We start from the raw sequence: 17,387 nt of genomic DNA on the forward strand, positions 1-17,387 counted from the left end.
ATCGGTCGTCGTTCGGTACTCGTTCTGTAGTCGTCCATCCCCTCACATCGCGAAGGAGAAAGGCCATGGCCGCGAAGAAGATTCTGTTTCTGACAGGTGATTTCGCAGAAGATTACGAGACGATGGTCCCGTTTCAGGCGCTACAGGCGGTCGGACATACGGTCGACGCCGTCTGTCCCGGCAAGCGGGCCGGCCAGAAAGTGAAAACGGCGATCCACGATTTCGAGGGCGATCAGACCTACACCGAGAAGCCCGGTCACCAATTCGCGCTGAACGCGACCTTCGATGAAATCGACCCCGTCACCTACGACGCGCTGGCGATCGCCGGCGGCCGCGCCCCCGAATATTTGCGCCTCGATCCGAAGGTGATCGACCTCGTGCGCCATTTCGCGCAGGAGGGCAAGCCGATCGCGGCCATCTGCCACGCCGCGCAACTGCTCGCGGCGGCCGAAGTGATCCGGGGCAAACGCATCTCCGCGTATCCGGCCTGCGCGCCCGAAGTCCGCCTCGCGGGCGGCGAGTACGCCGACATTCCCGTCGATGCGGCCGTCACCGACGGACAATTCGTCACGGCGCCCGCCTGGCCGGCCCACCCCGAGTGGCTGCGTCAATTCCTCGTCTTGCTCGGCACGCGCATCGAGCTCTAAGCCTCTTCGGCAAACGATGTCGTGCGCCCCGCCAGCGCGGCCACGACGACGACGAGTTCGAGCGGATCGAACGGCTTGGCCAAGTGCGTTTGGAAGCCGGCGAGCAGTGCCCGGCGCCGGTCCTCGCTGCGGGCGAAGGCGGTGAGCGCCGCCGCCGGCGTGCTGCGTCCGCGCTGCCCTTCCGACATCCGCAAGCGCCGGATGAACTCGTAGCCGTCGACGCCGGGCAGACCGATATCGCTGAGGATGACATCGGGCGCCTCGGCCGTGCAGGCGTCCAACGCCTCCAGAGCGGAGGCGAACGCGAGCGTCGTCGCGCCGCGCTCTTGCAGCACGCGCTCGACGAGTTCGCGCGCGTCCGGCTCGTCTTCCAGCACGAGCACGCGCAGGCCCGCCAGCGCGGGCGGCGCATGGAGTTCGAGCGCGTCGGCATCGCGTTCGCGAGCCGGTTCGGCGCACGTCGCGGGGAGCGTCACGACAAACGTGGCGCCGCGGCCGGTGCCGTCGCTGCGCGCGACGATCTGCCCGCCATGCATCTCGACGAGTTGCCGAGCGATCGATAGACCGAGACCCAAGCCGCCGTGCTGACGCGCGATGCCGGGGTCTTCCTGGCAAAAGCGCTCGAATACGTGCGGCAGGAATTCAGGCTTGATGCCCTGCCCGTTGTCGGCCACGATCAGCTCGACTTCGCTCCCGCGCCGCTCGAGCTTGACCTCGACACAGCCGCCTTGGCCGGTGAACTTGACGGCGTTCGAGAGCAGATTCCAGACGATCTGCTGCAAGCGCGACGGATCGCCGAGCACGTCCCCTGCCGCCCCGAGCGACGGTACGAAACGGATTCCCTTGGCCTGCGCGGCCGGACCGACCGAGTGGATGACGTATTCGACCACGTCGACCAGATCGACGCGTTCCGTTTCCAGCCGCAGCTTGCCGGCAAGAATGCGGGAAAAATCGAGCAAATCGTCGACCATGCGCGCCTGCGCGCGCGCATTGCGGTCGATGACGTCGAGACCCTTGCGCAGCGATTCCGGAACGCTCGCATCGCGCAGCAGAAATTGCGACCAGCCGACGATTGCATTGAGCGGCGTGCGCAACTCGTGCGAGAGCGTCGCCACGAACTCGTCTTTCATCCGCGAGGCGCGCTCGGCTTCGGCACGGGCCGCGCGCTCGGCCGCGAGCAGCGCCTCGCGCTCCTCCGCCAGCGCCCGGAAATGCGCCTCGCGCTCCTGCGAGCGCTGCGCCTGCGCCAGTTCGCGCTCGATGCGCCGCTCGCGCAAGACACGCTCGATCGCTTCGGGCAAGTAATCGAGATAGCCTTCGCTCTTCGGCACGACGTCGGCAACGCCCGAGCGCAGCGCTTCGATCACGCGCGCTTCGTCCGCGAACCCGGTACAAAGAATGGCCGGTAGCACGAGGCCTTGCGAGCGCAGCGCGCGCAGGAAATCGAGCCCCGTTTCGGCACCGCCGAGCGCATAGTCGACGACGATCACGTCGGGCGGCTCGGCGCCGATCGCCTCGCGGGCCGCTTCGGTGCTCGCCGCGGTGCTTACGCGGTAGCCGGCGCGCGTCAGCGAGCGCGCGGCGAGCCGCAACAGCCCTTCGTCATCGTCGACGAACAGCGCTTTCGCGCTCATCGAGCGGCCGCGGGCAGCTTCACTACCTGCAAGAAGAACCCGAGGCGCCGCACTGCCTCGATGAACGCGTCGTACTCGACCGGCTTGGTGACATAGACATTGCAGCCGAGCTCGTAGCAACGCTCGATTTCGCGCGGATCGTCGGTGGTCGTCAGCACGATGACGGGCAGCGACGCCGTACGCCGGTCGGCCTTGAGACGCCGCAGCACCTCGAGGCCGTCGATGCGCGGCATTTTCAGATCGAGCAGGATCACCGTCGGCGGCAAATCCTCGCGCACGAACTGCGACGGCTCGCTGAAGAAGTAGTCGAGCGCCTCTTGGCCGTCGGCGAAGCGCGTGAAGCCGTTCGTCAAACCGGCCCGCCGCAGATTGCGCTCGATCAGCGTGGCGTGGCCGTCGTCGTCCTCGATCAAGATGATGCCGACCGACTGGCCCATATGGCCCATCGTGGGCTGCCCCGCCGTCGGCAGGCCCGCGGGCCCTGTTGGGGTATGCATTGTGTTCAGATTCCTCGGTTCGTTATGCGGCGACGACCTGCTTGGCCGCCTCCGGTAGCGATAAATAGAACGTCGTGCCCTCGCCTTCCGTCGACTCGGCCCATACGCGACCGCCATGGCGCTCCACCATGCGGCGCACGAGCGCGAGGCCGATGCCTTCGCCGGCGGCGATATTGCCGTGCAGGCGCTGGAAGGCATTGAACAGGCGCGGCATCGCCCCGGCCGGAATGCCCAGGCCGTTGTCCTTGACGTAGAAAATGCGCAGCGAGCGCACGCCGCCCGGCGGCGCGGGCAGCGCGCCGATCTCGATGCGGCCGGGACGGTCCGCGTCGAGATAGTTGATCGCGTTACCGATCAGGTTGGCAAAAATCTGCTCGAGCGCGGTGGGATCGCCCCAGACGGGCGGCAGTTCGTCGACCACGATTTCCGCGTGGCAAGCCCGGATCGACGCCTGCATCGCGTCGAGCACATGGCGCACGACGGCCGCGACGTCGACTTCCTGGCGCCGGTATTCCACGCGCCCGACGCGCGACAGGCGCAGCAGCGAATCGATGATGTGCGCCGCGCGCAGCACCGCGCTTTGCAGGTAGCGCAGCGCCTCGCCGATGTCTTCGTCGATGAGCCGCTCGATGCGTTCGCGCTCGGCCGGCTCCAGCGACGACGCGCGTACGGCCTCCCGCAAATCGTCGCAGGCATGCGTGAGTTCTTTCGAAAAGCCTTGCAGGTTGACGAGCGGCGCGCGCAAATCGTGCGACACGCTATAGATGAACATCTCGTTTTCCTGCGTCTGCTGATGCAGCGTTTCATTCGTGCGCGCGAGTTCATCGGCGCGGCGCGCCAAGTCGCTCTGGAAGCGCGCCTGGAGCCGTTCGGATTCGAGCAGGCGCCGGCTCGTATCGTGCAGGATCTCGTCGAGCTGCGCGATTTCGTCGTTGCCTGCCGACGGCGGCCCAAGCGGCGCGCTCTCGGCCAGCCGGGCCGCGTTGTCCGAGAGGCGCGCGAGCCGCCCGCGCAAGCCGCGCGTGAACAGAAACACGGCCAACGCGGTCATCACGAGCGAACCGACCACGACGGCGGCCGTCAATTGCTGCTGTTGCGCGAGCGCCTGGGCCGCCTGCGCCGAGCGCATCGCGTCCATCCGCAGTTCTTCGTTCTGGAACGCCGTGAGCTGGGTCCGGAAGCGATCGACGACGTCGACGCTGGCTTGGTTGCGGAACCGCTCGAGCAAGTCGTCGCGCCGGCCCGTGCGCAGCAAATCTTGCACGCGGTCGGACCATTGCCGATAGGCCTGCACCGACTGGCGGATCTGCGCGGCGCGCTCGACCTGGACAGGGTTGTCCGCCACCAGATCGACGAGATGGTCGATCCGGCGATCGAGATCGATCCACAGCGTGACGGGCGTGGACGAGCCGCGTTCGTTCTTGAGTACGGCGCCGCGCATGCGGACCGATTCGATCAGCACGGGTTCCAAAATGGCGCTCGTTTGACGCAGAACGTCCTTGCTATGCAGCGCCCATTGCTCGGCCTGCTCGGCGTCGTTCTGCGCTTTCACGAGCCCGGAAAGCAACGCGAGCTCGACCGCCGTCGGAATAGCGATCAGCAACAAGCCTTTGGTCGTCAGTCTCATGCGCGGTCAATGCGGTTCGGGAGCCCGGCGGTTCGAGAGCCGGAGATTGACGCATTATGTCGGCCTTTTTAGCGAATGACAAAGCCGTCGCTAATTTTTGAGACGGTACCCGGTTTTAAAAATCCATGCCACGATGCCCGTGAAAATGACAAGAAATACGAACGTCATGCCGAGGCTCACGCCCACATGCACGTCGGAGATGCCATAAAAGCTCCATCTGAAACCGCTGATCAGATAGACGACCGGGTTCGCGAGCGCGATCGTGCGCCAAAGCGGGGGCAAAATGCCGATCGAATAGAAGCTTCCCCCCAGAAACGTCAGCGGGGTGACGATGAGCAGCGGGATCACCTGCAGCTTTTCGAAGCCGTCGGCCCAGATTCCGATCACGAATCCGAACAGGCTGAACGTGACCGACGTGAGCACGAGAAACACGATCATCCAGAACGGGTGGTCTATCCGCAGCGGCACGAAGAACGCGGCCGTCGCCATGATGATGAGCCCGAGCGCGATCGACTTGGTGGCGGCCGCGCCCACGAAGCTCAGCACGAGTTCGAAGTACGAGACGGGCGCCGTCAAAAGCTCGTATATCGTACCCGTGAATTTTGGAAAATAAATCGCGAACGAGGCATTGCTGATGCTTTGCGTGAGCAGCGACAGCATGACGAGCCCCGGCACGATGAACGCGCCGTAGCTGATGCCGTCGATCTCGCGAATGCGCGAGCCGATCGCCGCGCCGAACACGATGAAGTAAAGCGAAGTGGAAATGACCGGCGAGATGACGCTTTGCATCAGCGTGCGCCAGGTGCGCGCCATTTCGAAACGGTAAATCGCCCGCATTGCGTAAAAGTTCATGACCGCTCCCTGACCAGATCGACGAAGATGTCTTCGAGCGAGCTTTGCGTCGTCTGCAAATCCTTGAAGCGAACGCTCGCGTCTTCCAGATCCTTGAGCAGATTGGCGATGCCCGCGCGTTCGGATTGAGTGTCGTCGTAGGTGTAGGTCAGCGCGCCGCCGCCCGCCGACAGTTCGAGCCCGTAGCCGGCCAGCGCCCGCGGTACATGCTCGATCGGCGCCGCGAGCTGCAGCGTCAGCTGCTTCTTGCCGAGCTTGCGCAAAAGCTGCGTCTTTTCCTCGACGAGAACGATTTCCCCGCGGTTGATGATGCCGATGCGGTCGGCCATCTCCTCGGCTTCGTCGATGTAGTGCGTGGTGAGGATGATCGTTACGCCCGTTTCCTTGAGCCCGCGCATCATCGCCCACATGTCGCGCCGCAATTCGACGTCGACGCCGGCCGTCGGCTCGTCCAGAAACAGCAGCTGCGGCTCGTGCGCGAGCGCCTTGGCGATCAGCACGCGCCGCTTCATCCCGCCCGAGAGCGTCATGATGGCGTTGTTGCGTTTGTCCCACAGCGAGAGCGCGCGCAGCACCTTTTCCAGGTGCGCCGGATCGGCCGATTTGCCGAACAGGCCGCGGCTGAAGGAGACCGTCGCCCAGACGGTTTCGAACGCGTTCGTCGTCAATTCCTGCGGCACGAGGCCGATCATCGCCCGCGCGCCGCGGTAATCCTTGATGATGTCGTGCCCGTCCACGACCACGCTGCCTTCGCTGGGATTGACGAGGCCGCAGACGGTGCCGATCAGCGTCGTCTTGCCCGCGCCGTTCGGCCCGAGCAGCGCGAAGATCTCGCCGCGCCGGATGTCGAGATTCACGCGCTTGAGCGCCTGAAAGCCCGAGGCGTAGGTCTTCGATAAATTTGAGATAGAGAGAATCGTCTGCATCGTTTGCTGTCCAAAGGATCGGAGCCGGTCCGCGCATGGAACGAGCGCCAACTCCGGATCGACGCTGACGATAGCAGAAGCACGGCAAAGCTGCCGCCGAGCATGACGAAACGCATTGCACCCCGCTCGATCAAAGCGAGGCGAAGCAGAGCGGGCCGGGAATGGGAAACCGGGGGGGGACTGCGCGTGGAAGGCTATCCGCCAAGGCGGCCTCGCGCGAACTCACGAAAAAAAAGGCGCCACGTTTCCGTGGCGCCTTAAAGAAGTTCTAGCCATTCCGAGGGCCGTGCTAGAACCTGAGAGACGGTATTTCGGGGCTGGGACCCTGATCGAACACCTTATCCGACCCACCCATCCACACGCTCGAAAACGTGTCGTTCCGAAATGAGATTCCATTCTTTCGCTTTCCACTGACGAAGTCAAGATAATTTTTTCCGAAAAGTTAACAGGTACCCCAAAATTGGTATCGATTTCATCTGGGGTAATCGGTAATTACTACCTCATTCACCCATCCCCCAAGCTGGCGTAGACTGGGCGAATCCTCAGATGTGAAACCTCATTTCAAAAAACTGTCACAGGGGCAACGTGGCGAAATCCTCCTCACGCAGCTCGGCGCAAGCGCCCGAATCGAAGGGCAAGGACGGCGCCGGCGAAGAGATCATCGCACTCTCGCGCGGTCTGGCGCTGCTGCGGCGCGTGGCCTCGGCCGACGCGCCGATCAGCAACCGGGAACTGGCCGAAGTCACGGGCATTCCGAAGCCGACCGTCTCCCGCATCACCGCCACGCTCGTCGGTGCCGGCTTTCTCTTTCAACTACCCGACAGCGAACGGTTCGTGCTGACGGCGTCCGTGCTCGAACTCTCCAACGGCTTCTTGCGCAACTTCGATATACGAGCCCGCGCCCGGCCATTCTTGATCGATCTCGCCGAGCGGACGTCTCTGTCTGTCCATCTCGCGGCCCGGGACCGGCTCGACATGGTCGTCATCGACACCATCCGGCCGCGCTCGGCCGTGCTCGTGTCGAGGCTGGAAGTCGGCTCGCGCGTGAATCTGGTCCGCACGGCGGTCGGCCGCGCCTATCTGGCGGCGCTGTCCGAAACCGATCGCGCCGCGCTGCTGGTCGGGCTGCAAGCCGCCTCGGGCGACGACTGGCCGCACATTCACGCGCGCTTGGCAGGCTCGCTGGAAGAAACGCGCGAACTCGGCTTCGCGATCGTCACGGGCGAGTGGTATTCGGAGTTGAACGCGATCGCGGCGGGCTTCGTCGGCCCGTCGGGGGAACGCTACGCGGTCAATTGCGGCGGCGCCGCGCATATGTGCCCGCGCGAATGGCTTGTCGAGCATGCCGCGCCGGTGCTGACCGAATGCGTCGAGCGCATCGTCCGCGAAATCGGCGGTGCACCGCGCCAGCGGCTCGGCGATTGAGGCGACAAGAAGCAAAGGCAGAGGCGGCGCGAGCCGCGGCCTGCAAGCAAGCGACTTTCCCTTGTGCGATTGCGTGGTGCGCCCATAGGCTTCGTTCATGCGCTGCCTCTATACTGTAACGCCCGTAAAAAACCGAAAGATGCATGACTGGACTGGCGTAGGCGCCGGGACGTAGCATCATGCATCGCAGCGCAGCCGCGCGGTGCCGCCCGCCCCAACCCGCAGCACCCTGCCGAACGCACACGCGCGGCCGCGCCGGCGCCGCGCCGTCCTCGACGGGCGGCACGGACGCTGCGCTCCCCTACCTCACGCCGTATTGGCATTGCCGCTCATAACACTTCGATGGCCGAACAAGAAAACCGCCCCCCTTCGCATGAGAACGGCAAGCGCCGCACCGCCGACGCCGTCCCGGCGCAGCGCCAAACGAGCACCCGCCCCCGCGTCGTGATCGCCGTCGTCGTGATCCTAGCGGCCGCGCTGCTGTGGTGGCACCCATGGAGCCGTACGAGCGGCAACGGCGCGGGCCCGGCCACGACGGCGGGTCATGCCGGCCGCGGCGGGCGCGGCGCGTTCTCGAACCTGCCGCAGCCCGTGCACGTGGCAACCGCGACCGCGGGCGACATGCCGATCGTGCTGACGGCGCTCGGCACCGTCACGCCGCTCGCCACGGTGACGGTCAAGACGCAGCTTTCAGGCACGCTCCAGAGCGTGAATTTCAAGGAAGGCCAGCTCGTGAAGGCCGGCGACGTGCTCGCGCAGATCGACCCGCGTCCCTATCAGATCTCGCTCGAAAACGCCGAGGGTGTGCTCGCGAAGGACACCGCCCTGCTGCAAACGGCTCGCCTCGATTTGAAGCGCTACAAAACGCTGCTCGCGCAGGATTCGATCGCGTCGCAGCAAGTGGACACGCAAGCGTCGCTCGTGAAGCAGTACGAGGGCCAGGTGCAGTCCGATCACGCGAGCATCGACACCTACAAGCTCGATCTCACGTACGCCCGCATCACGGCGCCCGTTTCGGGCCGGGTCGGCTTGCGCCAGGTCGATCCCGGCAACTACGTGACGCCGTCCGATGCGAACGGGATCGTCGTCATCACGCAGTTGCAGCCGATCAGCGTGATCTTCACCACCTCGGAAGACAACCTGCCGGCCATCCTCAAGCAGATGCATGCCGGCGCCAAGCTGTCGACCACGGCCTACGACCGCAACAATACGATCCCCCTCGAAACGGGCTATCTGGACACGATCGACAATCAGATCGATACGTCGACGGGTACCGTGAAGCTGCGCGCCATGTTCCCGAACACGGGACAAATGCTGTTTCCGAATCAGTTCGTCAACGCGCGCTTGCTGATCGACACGATCCACAACGCGGTGATCGTGCCGAGTTCGGCCGTGCTCAACGGCGCGAACGGAACGTTCGCCTATGTCGTCAAGCCCGACAACACCGTCACCGTCCGCCAGCTCAAGATCGGCCCGGTCGACGGCGAACGCACGAGCATCGCATCGGGGCTGGCGCTCGGAGAGCGCGTCGTGAGCGACGGCTCCGACCGCCTGAAGGAAGGCGCGAAAATCACCGTCGCGCCGGACGCGGCCACCGTCTTGCATCCCGCGTCGGGCGCCTCGGCGGCGCATGCGGCCCATGCATCGGGCGCCTCGGGCGCGCACGCGCATCGGCACAAGAGCGCGTCCGGCACCGCCGGCGCACAGTAACGGCGGACACGCACTCGCATGAATCCGTCTCGCGCCTTCATTCTGCGCCCCGTCGGCACGGCCCTGCTGATGGCGGCGATCATGCTCGTCGGCCTCGTCGCGCTTCGCTTCCTGCCGATCTCGGCGCTGCCCGAAGTCGACTATCCGACGATCCAGGTCCAAACCTTCTACCCCGGCGCGAGCCCCGAGGTCATGACCTCGTCGGTCACCGCGCCGCTCGAGCGGCAGTTCGGCGAAATGCCGTCGCTCAATCAGATGTCGTCGCAAAGCTCCGCGGGCTCGTCGGTCATCACGCTGCAGTTCAGCCTCGACCTGCCGCTGGACATCGCCGAGCAGGAGGTGCAGGCCGCCATCAACGCCGCCGGCAATCTGCTGCCCTCGGATCTGCCCGCGCCGCCGATCTACGCGAAGGTCAATCCGGCCGACGCGCCGATCCTCACGCTCGCGATCACGTCCAAGACCACACCGCTGACCGACATCGAGGATCTCGCCGACACGCGCCTCGCCGAGAAGATCTCGCAGGTGGCCGGCGTCGGCCTCGTCAGCATCAGCGGCGGCCAGCGGCCCGCGGTGCGCATCCAGGCAAACCCGCTCGCACTCGCCTCGTACGGCCTGAACCTCGACGATCTGCGCACCAGCATCGCGAACCTGAACGTCAACACGCCGAAGGGCAACTTCGACGGCCCGACGCGCAACTTCACGATCAACGCCAACGACCAGCTCACCGACGCGAGCGCCTACAACGACGCCATCGTCGCGTACAAGAACGGCCGGCCCGTCATGCTCACCGACGTCGCCAAGATCGTCGACGGCGCCGAGAACACGAAGCTCGGCGCGTGGGTCGGAACGGGCGGCAAAGTCACGCCGGCGATCTTGCTCAACATCCAGCGCCAGCCCGGCGCCAACGTGATCCAGGTGGTCGACAGCGTGAAGGCGCTGCTGCCGCAGCTGCAGGCGTCGCTGCCGGCGGCGGTCAACGTGGCCGTGATCACCGACCGCACGACGACGATCCGCGCTTCGGTGCGCGACGTCCAGTTCGAACTGGCGATGTCGGTCGTGCTCGTGGTCCTCGTCATGTACTTGTTCCTGGCGAACATCTACGCGACGATCATTCCGAGCTTGTCGGTGCCCCTCTCGCTGATCGGCACGCTCGCCGTCATGTACTTGTGCGGCTTCTCGCTCGACAACCTCTCGCTGATGGCATTGACGATCGCCACCGGCTTCGTCGTCGACGACGCCATCGTCATGATCGAGAATATCTCGCGCTACGTCGAGCAAGGGGACACGGCGATCGAAGCGGCGCTCAAAGGCTCCAAGCAGATCGGCTTCACGATCATTTCGCTGACGGTCTCGCTGATCGCCGTGCTGATCCCGTTGCTCTTCATGGGCGACGTGGTCGGCCGGCTCTTTCACGAGTTCGCGATCACGCTGGCCGTCACGATCGTCATCTCGGCCGTCGTCTCGCTGACGCTCGTGCCGATGATGTGCGCGAAGCTGCTCAGGCATACGCCCCCGCCCGAGAGCCATCGCTTCGAGGCCAAGGCGCACGCCGTCATCGACGCCGTCATCGCCCGCTATGCCGTGGCATTGCGCTGGGTGCTCACGCGTGAGCGCGCGACGCTCGTCGTGGCTCTGCTGACCCTCGTGCTGACGGCCCTGCTCTACGTGCTGATCCCGAAGGGCTTCTTCCCCGTGCAGGACACGGGTGTGATTCAGGCAATCACGCAGGCACCGCAGTCGATCTCGTACGGGGCGATGGCCGAACGCCAGCAAGCGCTGGCCGATGCCATCTTGAAGGATCCGAACGTCGACAGCTTGACCTCGTTCATCGGCGTGGACGGCACGAACATCACGCTCAACAGCGGCCGCATGCTGATCAATCTGAAGCCGCACAGCGACCGCTCGGAGAACGCCACCGAAATCATTCGCGACCTCGAACGCGAAACGGCGAAGGTGGCCGGCATCACGCTCTATCTGCAGCCGGTGCAGGACTTGACGATCAACTCGACCGTCAGCGCCACGCAGTATCAGTTCATGCTGACGGATCCGAATCCCGACGAATTCGCGACCTGGGTGCCCAAGCTCGTCGATCGGCTGGAACAAGCGCCGGAACTGGCCGACGTCGCAACCGATCTCCAGCAAAACGGCCAATCGGTCTATGTCGAGATCGATCGCGCCACGGCCGCGCGCTTCGGCATCACGCCGGCCACGGTGGACAACGCGCTCTACGACGCGTTCGGCCAACGCATCATCTCGACGATCTTCACGCAGTCGAACCAGTACCGCGTGATTCTCGGGACCGATCCGAGCATGCAGCATTACACCGATGCGCTGAAGTCGATCTACCTGCCCTCCTCACAAGGCACGGGGCAGCAGGTGCCGCTCACCGCGATCGCCAAGTTCACCGAGCGCCCGGCGCCGCTGCTCGTCACGCACCTCGGCCAATTCCCGGCCACGACCGTGTCGTTCAACCTCGCGCAGGGCGCCTCGCTCGGCGCCGCGGTGAAGGCCATCGAGCAGGCCGAGCACGACGTCGGCCTGCCCGCCTCGTTCCAAACGCGCTTCCAGGGCGCGGCCCTCGCGTTCCAGGCATCGCTGTCGAACGAGCTGTTCCTGATCTTGGCCGCGATCGTGACGATGTACATCGTGCTGGGCGTACTGTACGAGAGCTTCATCCACCCGATCACGATTCTCTCGACGCTGCCGTCGGCCGGTGTCGGCGCGCTGCTCGCGCTGATCGTCTCGGGGCACGACCTCGACATCATCGGCATCATCGGCATCGTGCTGTTGATCGGCATCGTGAAGAAGAACGCGATCATGATGATCGACTTCGCGCTCGAGGCCGAGCGAGAGCAAGGCAAGAGCGCGCACGAAGCGATCTATCAGGCGTGTCTGCTGCGCTTCCGGCCGATCTTGATGACGACGCTGGCGGCACTGCTCGGCGCGTTGCCGCTCATGCTCGGCACGGGCGTGGGTTCCGAGCTGCGCCATCCGCTCGGCATCGCGATCGCGGGCGGGCTCGTCGTGAGCCAGTTGCTCACGCTGTTTACGACGCCCGTGATCTATCTCGGCTTCGACTCCTTGGCACGACGGATGCGGGAGCGCTTCGGGCACGGCCGCAGCGAGGCTGGCGACGCAGGGGCATGATGCAATGAACCTTTCCCGCCCCTTCATCGCGCGCCCCGTCGCGACGACGCTGCTCGCCATCGGCGTCGCGCTCGCCGGCGCGTTCGCCTTCGTCAAGCTGCCCGTCGCGCCGCTGCCGCAAGTCGACTTTCCGACGATCTCGGTCCAAGCGCAACTGCCCGGCGCGAGCCCGGAAACCGTCGCAACAAGCGTCGCGAGCCCGCTCGAGCGCCATCTGGGGCAGATCGCCGACGTCACCGAAATGACGTCGATGAGCGGCGTCGGCCAAACGCGGATCACGCTCCAGTTCGGACTGAACCGCGACATCGACGGCGCCGCGCGCGACGTGCAGGCGGCCATCAACGCCGCGCGCGCCGACCTGCCGGCGAGCCTGCGCAGCAATCCGACCTATCACAAGGTCAACCCGGCCGACGCCCCGATCCTGATCCTTTCGCTGACGTCCAAGACGGTGCCGGCGGGCCAGCTCTACGACGCCGCGTCGACCGTCTTGCAGCAGGCGCTGTCGCAAGTCGACGGCATCGGCGAAGTCGACGTCAGCGGCTCGGCGAATCCGGCCGTGCGCGTCGAACTCGAACCGCAGGCCCTGTTCCACTACGGCATCGGGCTCGAGGACGTCCGCGCGGCACTCGCGGCGGCGAATGCGAACAGCCCGAAGGGCTCGATCGACTTCGGCCAGAACCGCGTTCAGATCTATACGAACGACCAGGCCAAGGCGGCCTCGCAGTACAAGGATCTCGTCATCGCCTATCGCAACGGCGCGGCGGTCAAGCTCTCCGACGTCGCCCAGGTCGAGGATTCCGTCGAGGACTTGCGCAACCTCGGCCTCATGAACGGTCAGCGGTCGGTCCTCGTGATCCTTTACCGGCAGCCCGGCGCCAACATCGTTTCGACGATCGATCGCGTGCTTGCGATGCTGCCGCAGCTGCAAGCGTCGGTGCCGGCGGCGATCAACATCACGTCCGTGGCGGACCGTTCGACGACGATCCGCGCCTCGCTGAAGGACACCGAGCGCACGCTGATCGTCGCCGTGCTGCTCGTCATCACGGTCGTCTTTCTGTTCCTGCGCAACTGGCGTGCGACGCTGATCCCGAGCGTGGCCGTGCCGATCTCGATCGTCGGCACGTTCGCGGCGATGTACCTGCTGCACTACTCGATCGACAACCTTTCGCTGATGGCGCTGATCGTCGCGACGGGGTTCGTCGTCGACGATGCGATCGTCGTCTTGGAGAACATCTCGCGCCACATCGAGGAAGGCGTGCCGCGCATGCGGGCCGCCTATCTCGGCGCGCGGGAAGTCGGCTTCACCGTGACCTCGATCAGCATTTCGCTGGTCGCGGTGTTCCTGCCGATCCTGCTGATGGGCGGCATCGTCGGGCGGCTCTTTCGCGAGTTCGCCGTCACGCTGTCGCTCGCGATCGCCGTCTCGCTCGCCGTGTCGCTGACGGTCACGCCGATGATGTGCTCGCGCCTGCTCGCCGACTCCCAGCACAAGCCCAAGGACGGCCCGCTCGCGCAGCGTCTCGAGCGCGCGTTCACGCGGCTTCAGGGCGGCTACGCGCGCACGCTCGGCTGGGCGCTGGCACACCCGCGGCTCATCCTGCTCACCCTGTTCGCGACGATTGCACTGAACGGGTATCTGTACGTCGTCGTGCCGAAGGGCTTCTTCCCGCAGCAGGACACGGGGCGCCTCATCGGCGGCATTCAAGCCGATCAGTCCACGTCGTTCCAGGCGATGAAGGTCAAGTTTTCGGAAATGATGGCGATCGTGCAGCACAACCCGAACGTGTCGAACGTCATCGGGTTCACGGGCGGACGCCAGACGAACTCGGGCTTCATGTTCGTCACGCTCAAGCCGAAGCCCGGGCGCAAGACTTCGGCCGATCAGGTCATCGCGCAGCTGCGCAAGCCGCTCGGACACGTCGCCGGCGCGCAGACGTTCCTGCAAGCCGTGCAGGACATCCGTGTGGGCGGGCGGCAGTCGAACGCCCAGTACCAGTACACCCTGCTGGGCGATTCGAGCGCCGACGTCTACAAGTGGGCGCCGCTTCTGACCGAGGCGCTCAAGCATCGCCCCGAGCTGGCCGACGTCAACTCCGATCAACAGCAAGGCGGCCTCGAAGCGTTCGTGACGGTCAATCGCCAGAGCGCCGCGCGGCTCAAGATCACGCCGTCGCAGATCGACAACACGCTCTACGATGCGTTCGGACAGCGGCAGGTCTCGACGATCTACAACCCGCTGAACCAATACCACGTGGTGATGGAGGTGGCGCCGCGCTATTGGCAAGATCCGTCGATGCTGAACCAGATCTACATCAGCACGTCGGGCGGCAGCGCGACCGGCTCGCAATCGACGAATGCGGTAGCGGGCACGTTCACGGCACCGACAGCCGGCACAGGCACCAGCGCCAACGCGAGCGCCGCCGCGATCGCGGCCGATTCCGCGCGCAATCTGGCGACCAACTCGATCGCCGCGAGCGGCAAATCCAGCGCGTCGACAGGCTCGGCAGTCTCGACCTCGCAGGAGACGATGATTCCGCTGTCCGCCATCGCCTCGTTCGGCCCCGGCAGCACGCCGATCGCGGTCAATCACCAAGGTCCGTTCGTCGCCTCGACGATCTCGTTCAACCTGCCCCCCGGCAAATCGCTGTCGGACGCCACGCGCGCGATCGCCGAGACGGCCGCCGAGATCGGGATGCCCTCCACGGTTCACGGCAACTTCTCGGGAACGGCCCAAGCGTTCCAGCAGTCGACGCACGACATGCCGCTTTTGATTCTCGCGGCGCTCGCGGCCGTCTACATCGTGCTCGGCATGCTCTACGAGAGCTACATCCATCCCGTCACGATCCTCTCGACGCTGCCCTCGGCCGGCGTCGGCGCGCTGCTCGCCCTGCTGCTGTTCCACTCCGAGTTCAGCATCATCGCGCTCATCGGCGTCATCTTGCTGATCGGCATCGTCAAGAAGAACGCGATCATGATGGTCGATTTCGCGATCGAAGCTTCGCGCCAAGGGTTGTCGTCGGTCGACGCGATTCATCGCGCCTGCATACTGCGCTTCAGGCCGATCATGATGACGACGTGTGCGGCGATGCTCGGCGCGCTGCCGCTTGCGTTCGGCAACGGCGACGGCGCGGAGCTGCGCTCGCCGCTCGGGATCTCGATCGTCGGCGGGCTGCTCGTCAGCCAAGTGCTGACGCTCTATACGACCCCCATCGTCTATCTCTACATGGACCGGCTGCGCGTCTGGAGCGACAAACGCCGCTCACGGCCGGAAGCGTCGCCGCAGGGTGCCAGGTAAGCAGTTGAAACAATTGTGAACGGGCCCGTTATAGCGCTCGCGGAGTCGATGGCATAGCCTTGTAGGTACTGCGCCGCCGCGGAGGCGGCGCCCCAACCGACACAAGGAGTCCATCGTGCGGCGGTTCAACGCTTCACTCGCACTCGCGGCCGCAGCCCTTCTCGGCTTCGCCGGCGCCGCTCATGCGGCGCATTGGCGCGTCGGGGTCTACATGGGCGCACCGGGGCCGTATTACTACCCCTACGGCCCGGTGGTGCCCGCGCCCTACTACTACGCCCCCTACGCACCTCCCGTCGTCGTCGCGCCCGACGATCCGGACACGACTTACGTCGAGCGCCCGCAGCCGGGACAGCAGGACGACCAAGGCGAAGACGGGCCGCAGCCCGGCACATGGTGGTACTGCGCCCGGACGAAGTCGTACTACCCGTACGTCAAACAATGCGCAAGCGGCTGGCGCGAAGTGCCTGCCACGCCGCCCGCACCGAACCGGTGACGATATGAACGATTCCATCCTGACACGCGCAAAGCGGCGCGCGATTTGGCTGCCGCTCGCGGCGGTGGCCGGCCTCAGCGCCTGTACCGTCATGCCGACGGGGCCGAGCGTCATGGCGCTGCCCGGCACCGGCAAGAGCTTCGATCAATTTCGTGCCGACGACTACAACTGCCGGCAGTACGCGTCGGGACAAGTCGGCGGCGTCAGCGCGAACCAAGCGGCCACGACGGCCGGGGTCGGCAGTGCGGCGCTCGGCACGGCCGTCGGCGCGGCGGCGGGTGCGGCATTCGGCGGCGGACGCGGTGCGGCGGTCGGCGCCGGCGCGGGGCTGCTGACAGGCAGCGCGATCGGCATGGGCGCCGCGCAAGGCTCGGCCTACGACATTCAGCGGCGCTACGACTACGCCTACGTCCAATGCATGTACGCGCAGGGCGAGCGTGTGCCGATGCCGGCCGGCTACGGCAGCACGCCGCGGCGCTACTACTACACGCCGCCGCCTCCACCGCCCGGCTATTGATACCGGTAGATACCGGTTAGCGGATACCGGTCGGCGAGCTAGTTCCGCGGATGATCCTTCGCCCACTGCTTGACCGCATTCATCGTGTTCTGCACGTGCTTGTCGGGCGACAGGCTCGTGTACTCGTAGAGGATCGTGCCGTCCGGCGCGATCACGTACGATACGCGGTTAGCCATCGTCTTCACGAGCGGCATCGCGGCATCGTAGGCATCGATGATCTGACGCTGCGGATCCGCAGCGACCGGGAATTTGCTGCGGCACTCGCTGACGGAAAACTTCTTGAGCGTGGCGATGTCGTCGTGCGAGACGCCGATCACTGTCGCACCGTAGCGTTTGTATTGGTCGACCGCATCGGCGAATTCGTGCGCCTCGATCGTGCAACCTTTCGTGAACGCGGCCGGATAGAAATAGAGCACGACGGGCCCCTTCTTCAGGGCATCGGCTAGCGAATAGGGGTAGGCGTTCCCTCCGAGCGACGCCTCGGTCGTGAAGTCGGGCGCTTTGTCCCCTACTTTGAGGACGGCCGACGCATCGAGCGAGAAAACGGAAAGGGCCGCGCAAACGGCTACCGCGCGCACGGCGCGGCTCATGCTGGGCTTCATGGCATTTCCTTGAGC

13 protein-coding genes are annotated in these 17,387 nt (G+C 65.4%); 7 read left to right on the plus strand and 6 right to left on the minus strand.

Annotated features, from left to right (window positions below; all coding sequences use genetic code 11):
• Nucleotides 1-65: 65 nt before the first annotated feature.
• Nucleotides 66-647 (plus strand): DJ-1/PfpI family protein, encoded by a 582-nt coding sequence (locus tag DWV00_RS20190; protein ID WP_115535384.1) that lies wholly within the window; start codon nt 66-68, stop codon nt 645-647.
• Here DWV00_RS20190 and DWV00_RS20195 read toward each other — a convergent pair.
• The 5 genes from DWV00_RS20195 to DWV00_RS20215 all read right to left on the minus strand — a co-directional run bounded on the left by DWV00_RS20195 (nt 644) and on the right by DWV00_RS20215 (nt 6,183).
• Entirely contained in the window at nt 644-2,281 is a 1,638-nt protein-coding gene (locus tag DWV00_RS20195; RefSeq protein WP_115535385.1) for an ATP-binding response regulator, read from the minus strand. The genes DWV00_RS20190 and DWV00_RS20195 overlap by 4 nt on opposite strands.
• A complete protein-coding gene (locus DWV00_RS20200) occupies nt 2,278-2,727 on the minus strand; it encodes a response regulator (RefSeq protein ID WP_115535560.1) in 450 nt (149 codons plus the stop codon). Before DWV00_RS20200 ends, DWV00_RS20195 begins: the two co-directional genes overlap by 4 nt.
• A gap of 73 nt (nt 2,728-2,800) precedes the next feature.
• Nucleotides 2,801-4,405 (minus strand): sensor histidine kinase, encoded by a 1,605-nt coding sequence (locus DWV00_RS20205; protein ID WP_115535386.1) that lies wholly within the window; start codon nt 4,403-4,405, stop codon nt 2,801-2,803.
• A gap of 90 nt (nt 4,406-4,495) precedes the next feature.
• Nucleotides 4,496-5,257 carry an ABC transporter permease gene (locus DWV00_RS20210; protein WP_115535387.1) on the minus strand — a complete coding sequence of 254 codons (762 nt, stop codon included), beginning with the start codon at nt 5,255-5,257 and terminating at the stop codon, nt 4,496-4,498.
• A complete protein-coding gene (locus DWV00_RS20215) occupies nt 5,254-6,183 on the minus strand; it encodes an ABC transporter ATP-binding protein (RefSeq protein ID WP_115535388.1) in 930 nt (309 codons plus the stop codon). Before DWV00_RS20215 ends, DWV00_RS20210 begins: the two co-directional genes overlap by 4 nt.
• Before the next feature lie 585 nt (nt 6,184-6,768).
• Between DWV00_RS20215 and DWV00_RS20220 the strand changes: the two genes are divergently transcribed.
• The 6 genes from DWV00_RS20220 (at nt 6,769) to DWV00_RS20245 (ending at nt 16,770) form a co-directional block, all read left to right on the plus strand.
• Nucleotides 6,769-7,608 (plus strand): IclR family transcriptional regulator, encoded by an 840-nt coding sequence (locus tag DWV00_RS20220; protein WP_115535389.1) that lies wholly within the window; start codon nt 6,769-6,771, stop codon nt 7,606-7,608.
• Nucleotides 7,609-7,950: 342 nt separating this feature from the next.
• Nucleotides 7,951-9,318, plus strand: coding sequence for an MdtA/MuxA family multidrug efflux RND transporter periplasmic adaptor subunit (locus DWV00_RS20225; RefSeq protein WP_115535390.1), 1,368 nt, complete (start codon nt 7,951-7,953; stop codon nt 9,316-9,318).
• An 18-nt stretch (nt 9,319-9,336) separates the two neighbouring features.
• The gene (locus DWV00_RS20230; protein ID WP_115535391.1) at nt 9,337-12,465 is read left to right on the plus strand and encodes an MdtB/MuxB family multidrug efflux RND transporter permease subunit; all 3,129 of its coding nucleotides are present in this window, start codon (nt 9,337-9,339) and stop codon (nt 12,463-12,465) included.
• Nucleotides 12,466-12,469: 4 nt separating this feature from the next.
• Nucleotides 12,470-15,760, plus strand: a complete 3,291-nt coding sequence (locus tag DWV00_RS20235) for an efflux RND transporter permease subunit (RefSeq protein ID WP_115535392.1) — start codon at nt 12,470-12,472, stop codon at nt 15,758-15,760.
• Nucleotides 15,761-15,875: 115 nt separating this feature from the next.
• Nucleotides 15,876-16,253, plus strand: a complete 378-nt coding sequence (locus tag DWV00_RS20240; RefSeq protein WP_115535393.1) for a hypothetical protein — start codon at nt 15,876-15,878, stop codon at nt 16,251-16,253.
• Between the two features lie 4 nt (nt 16,254-16,257).
• Nucleotides 16,258-16,770: a hypothetical protein gene (locus DWV00_RS20245; RefSeq protein ID WP_115535394.1), complete on the plus strand. Its 513-nt coding sequence runs from the start codon at nt 16,258-16,260 to the stop codon at nt 16,768-16,770.
• Between the two features lie 38 nt (nt 16,771-16,808).
• On the opposite strand, the gene DWV00_RS20250 is transcribed toward DWV00_RS20245, so the two are convergent.
• Nucleotides 16,809-17,360: a peroxiredoxin gene (locus tag DWV00_RS20250; protein ID WP_425452812.1), complete on the minus strand. Its 552-nt coding sequence runs from the start codon at nt 17,358-17,360 to the stop codon at nt 16,809-16,811.
• Nucleotides 17,361-17,387: the final 27 nt, after the last annotated feature.

The sequence above is a fragment of the Trinickia dinghuensis genome (assembly GCF_003367175.1).
GTDB lineage: Bacteria > Pseudomonadota > Gammaproteobacteria > Burkholderiales > Burkholderiaceae > Trinickia > Trinickia dinghuensis.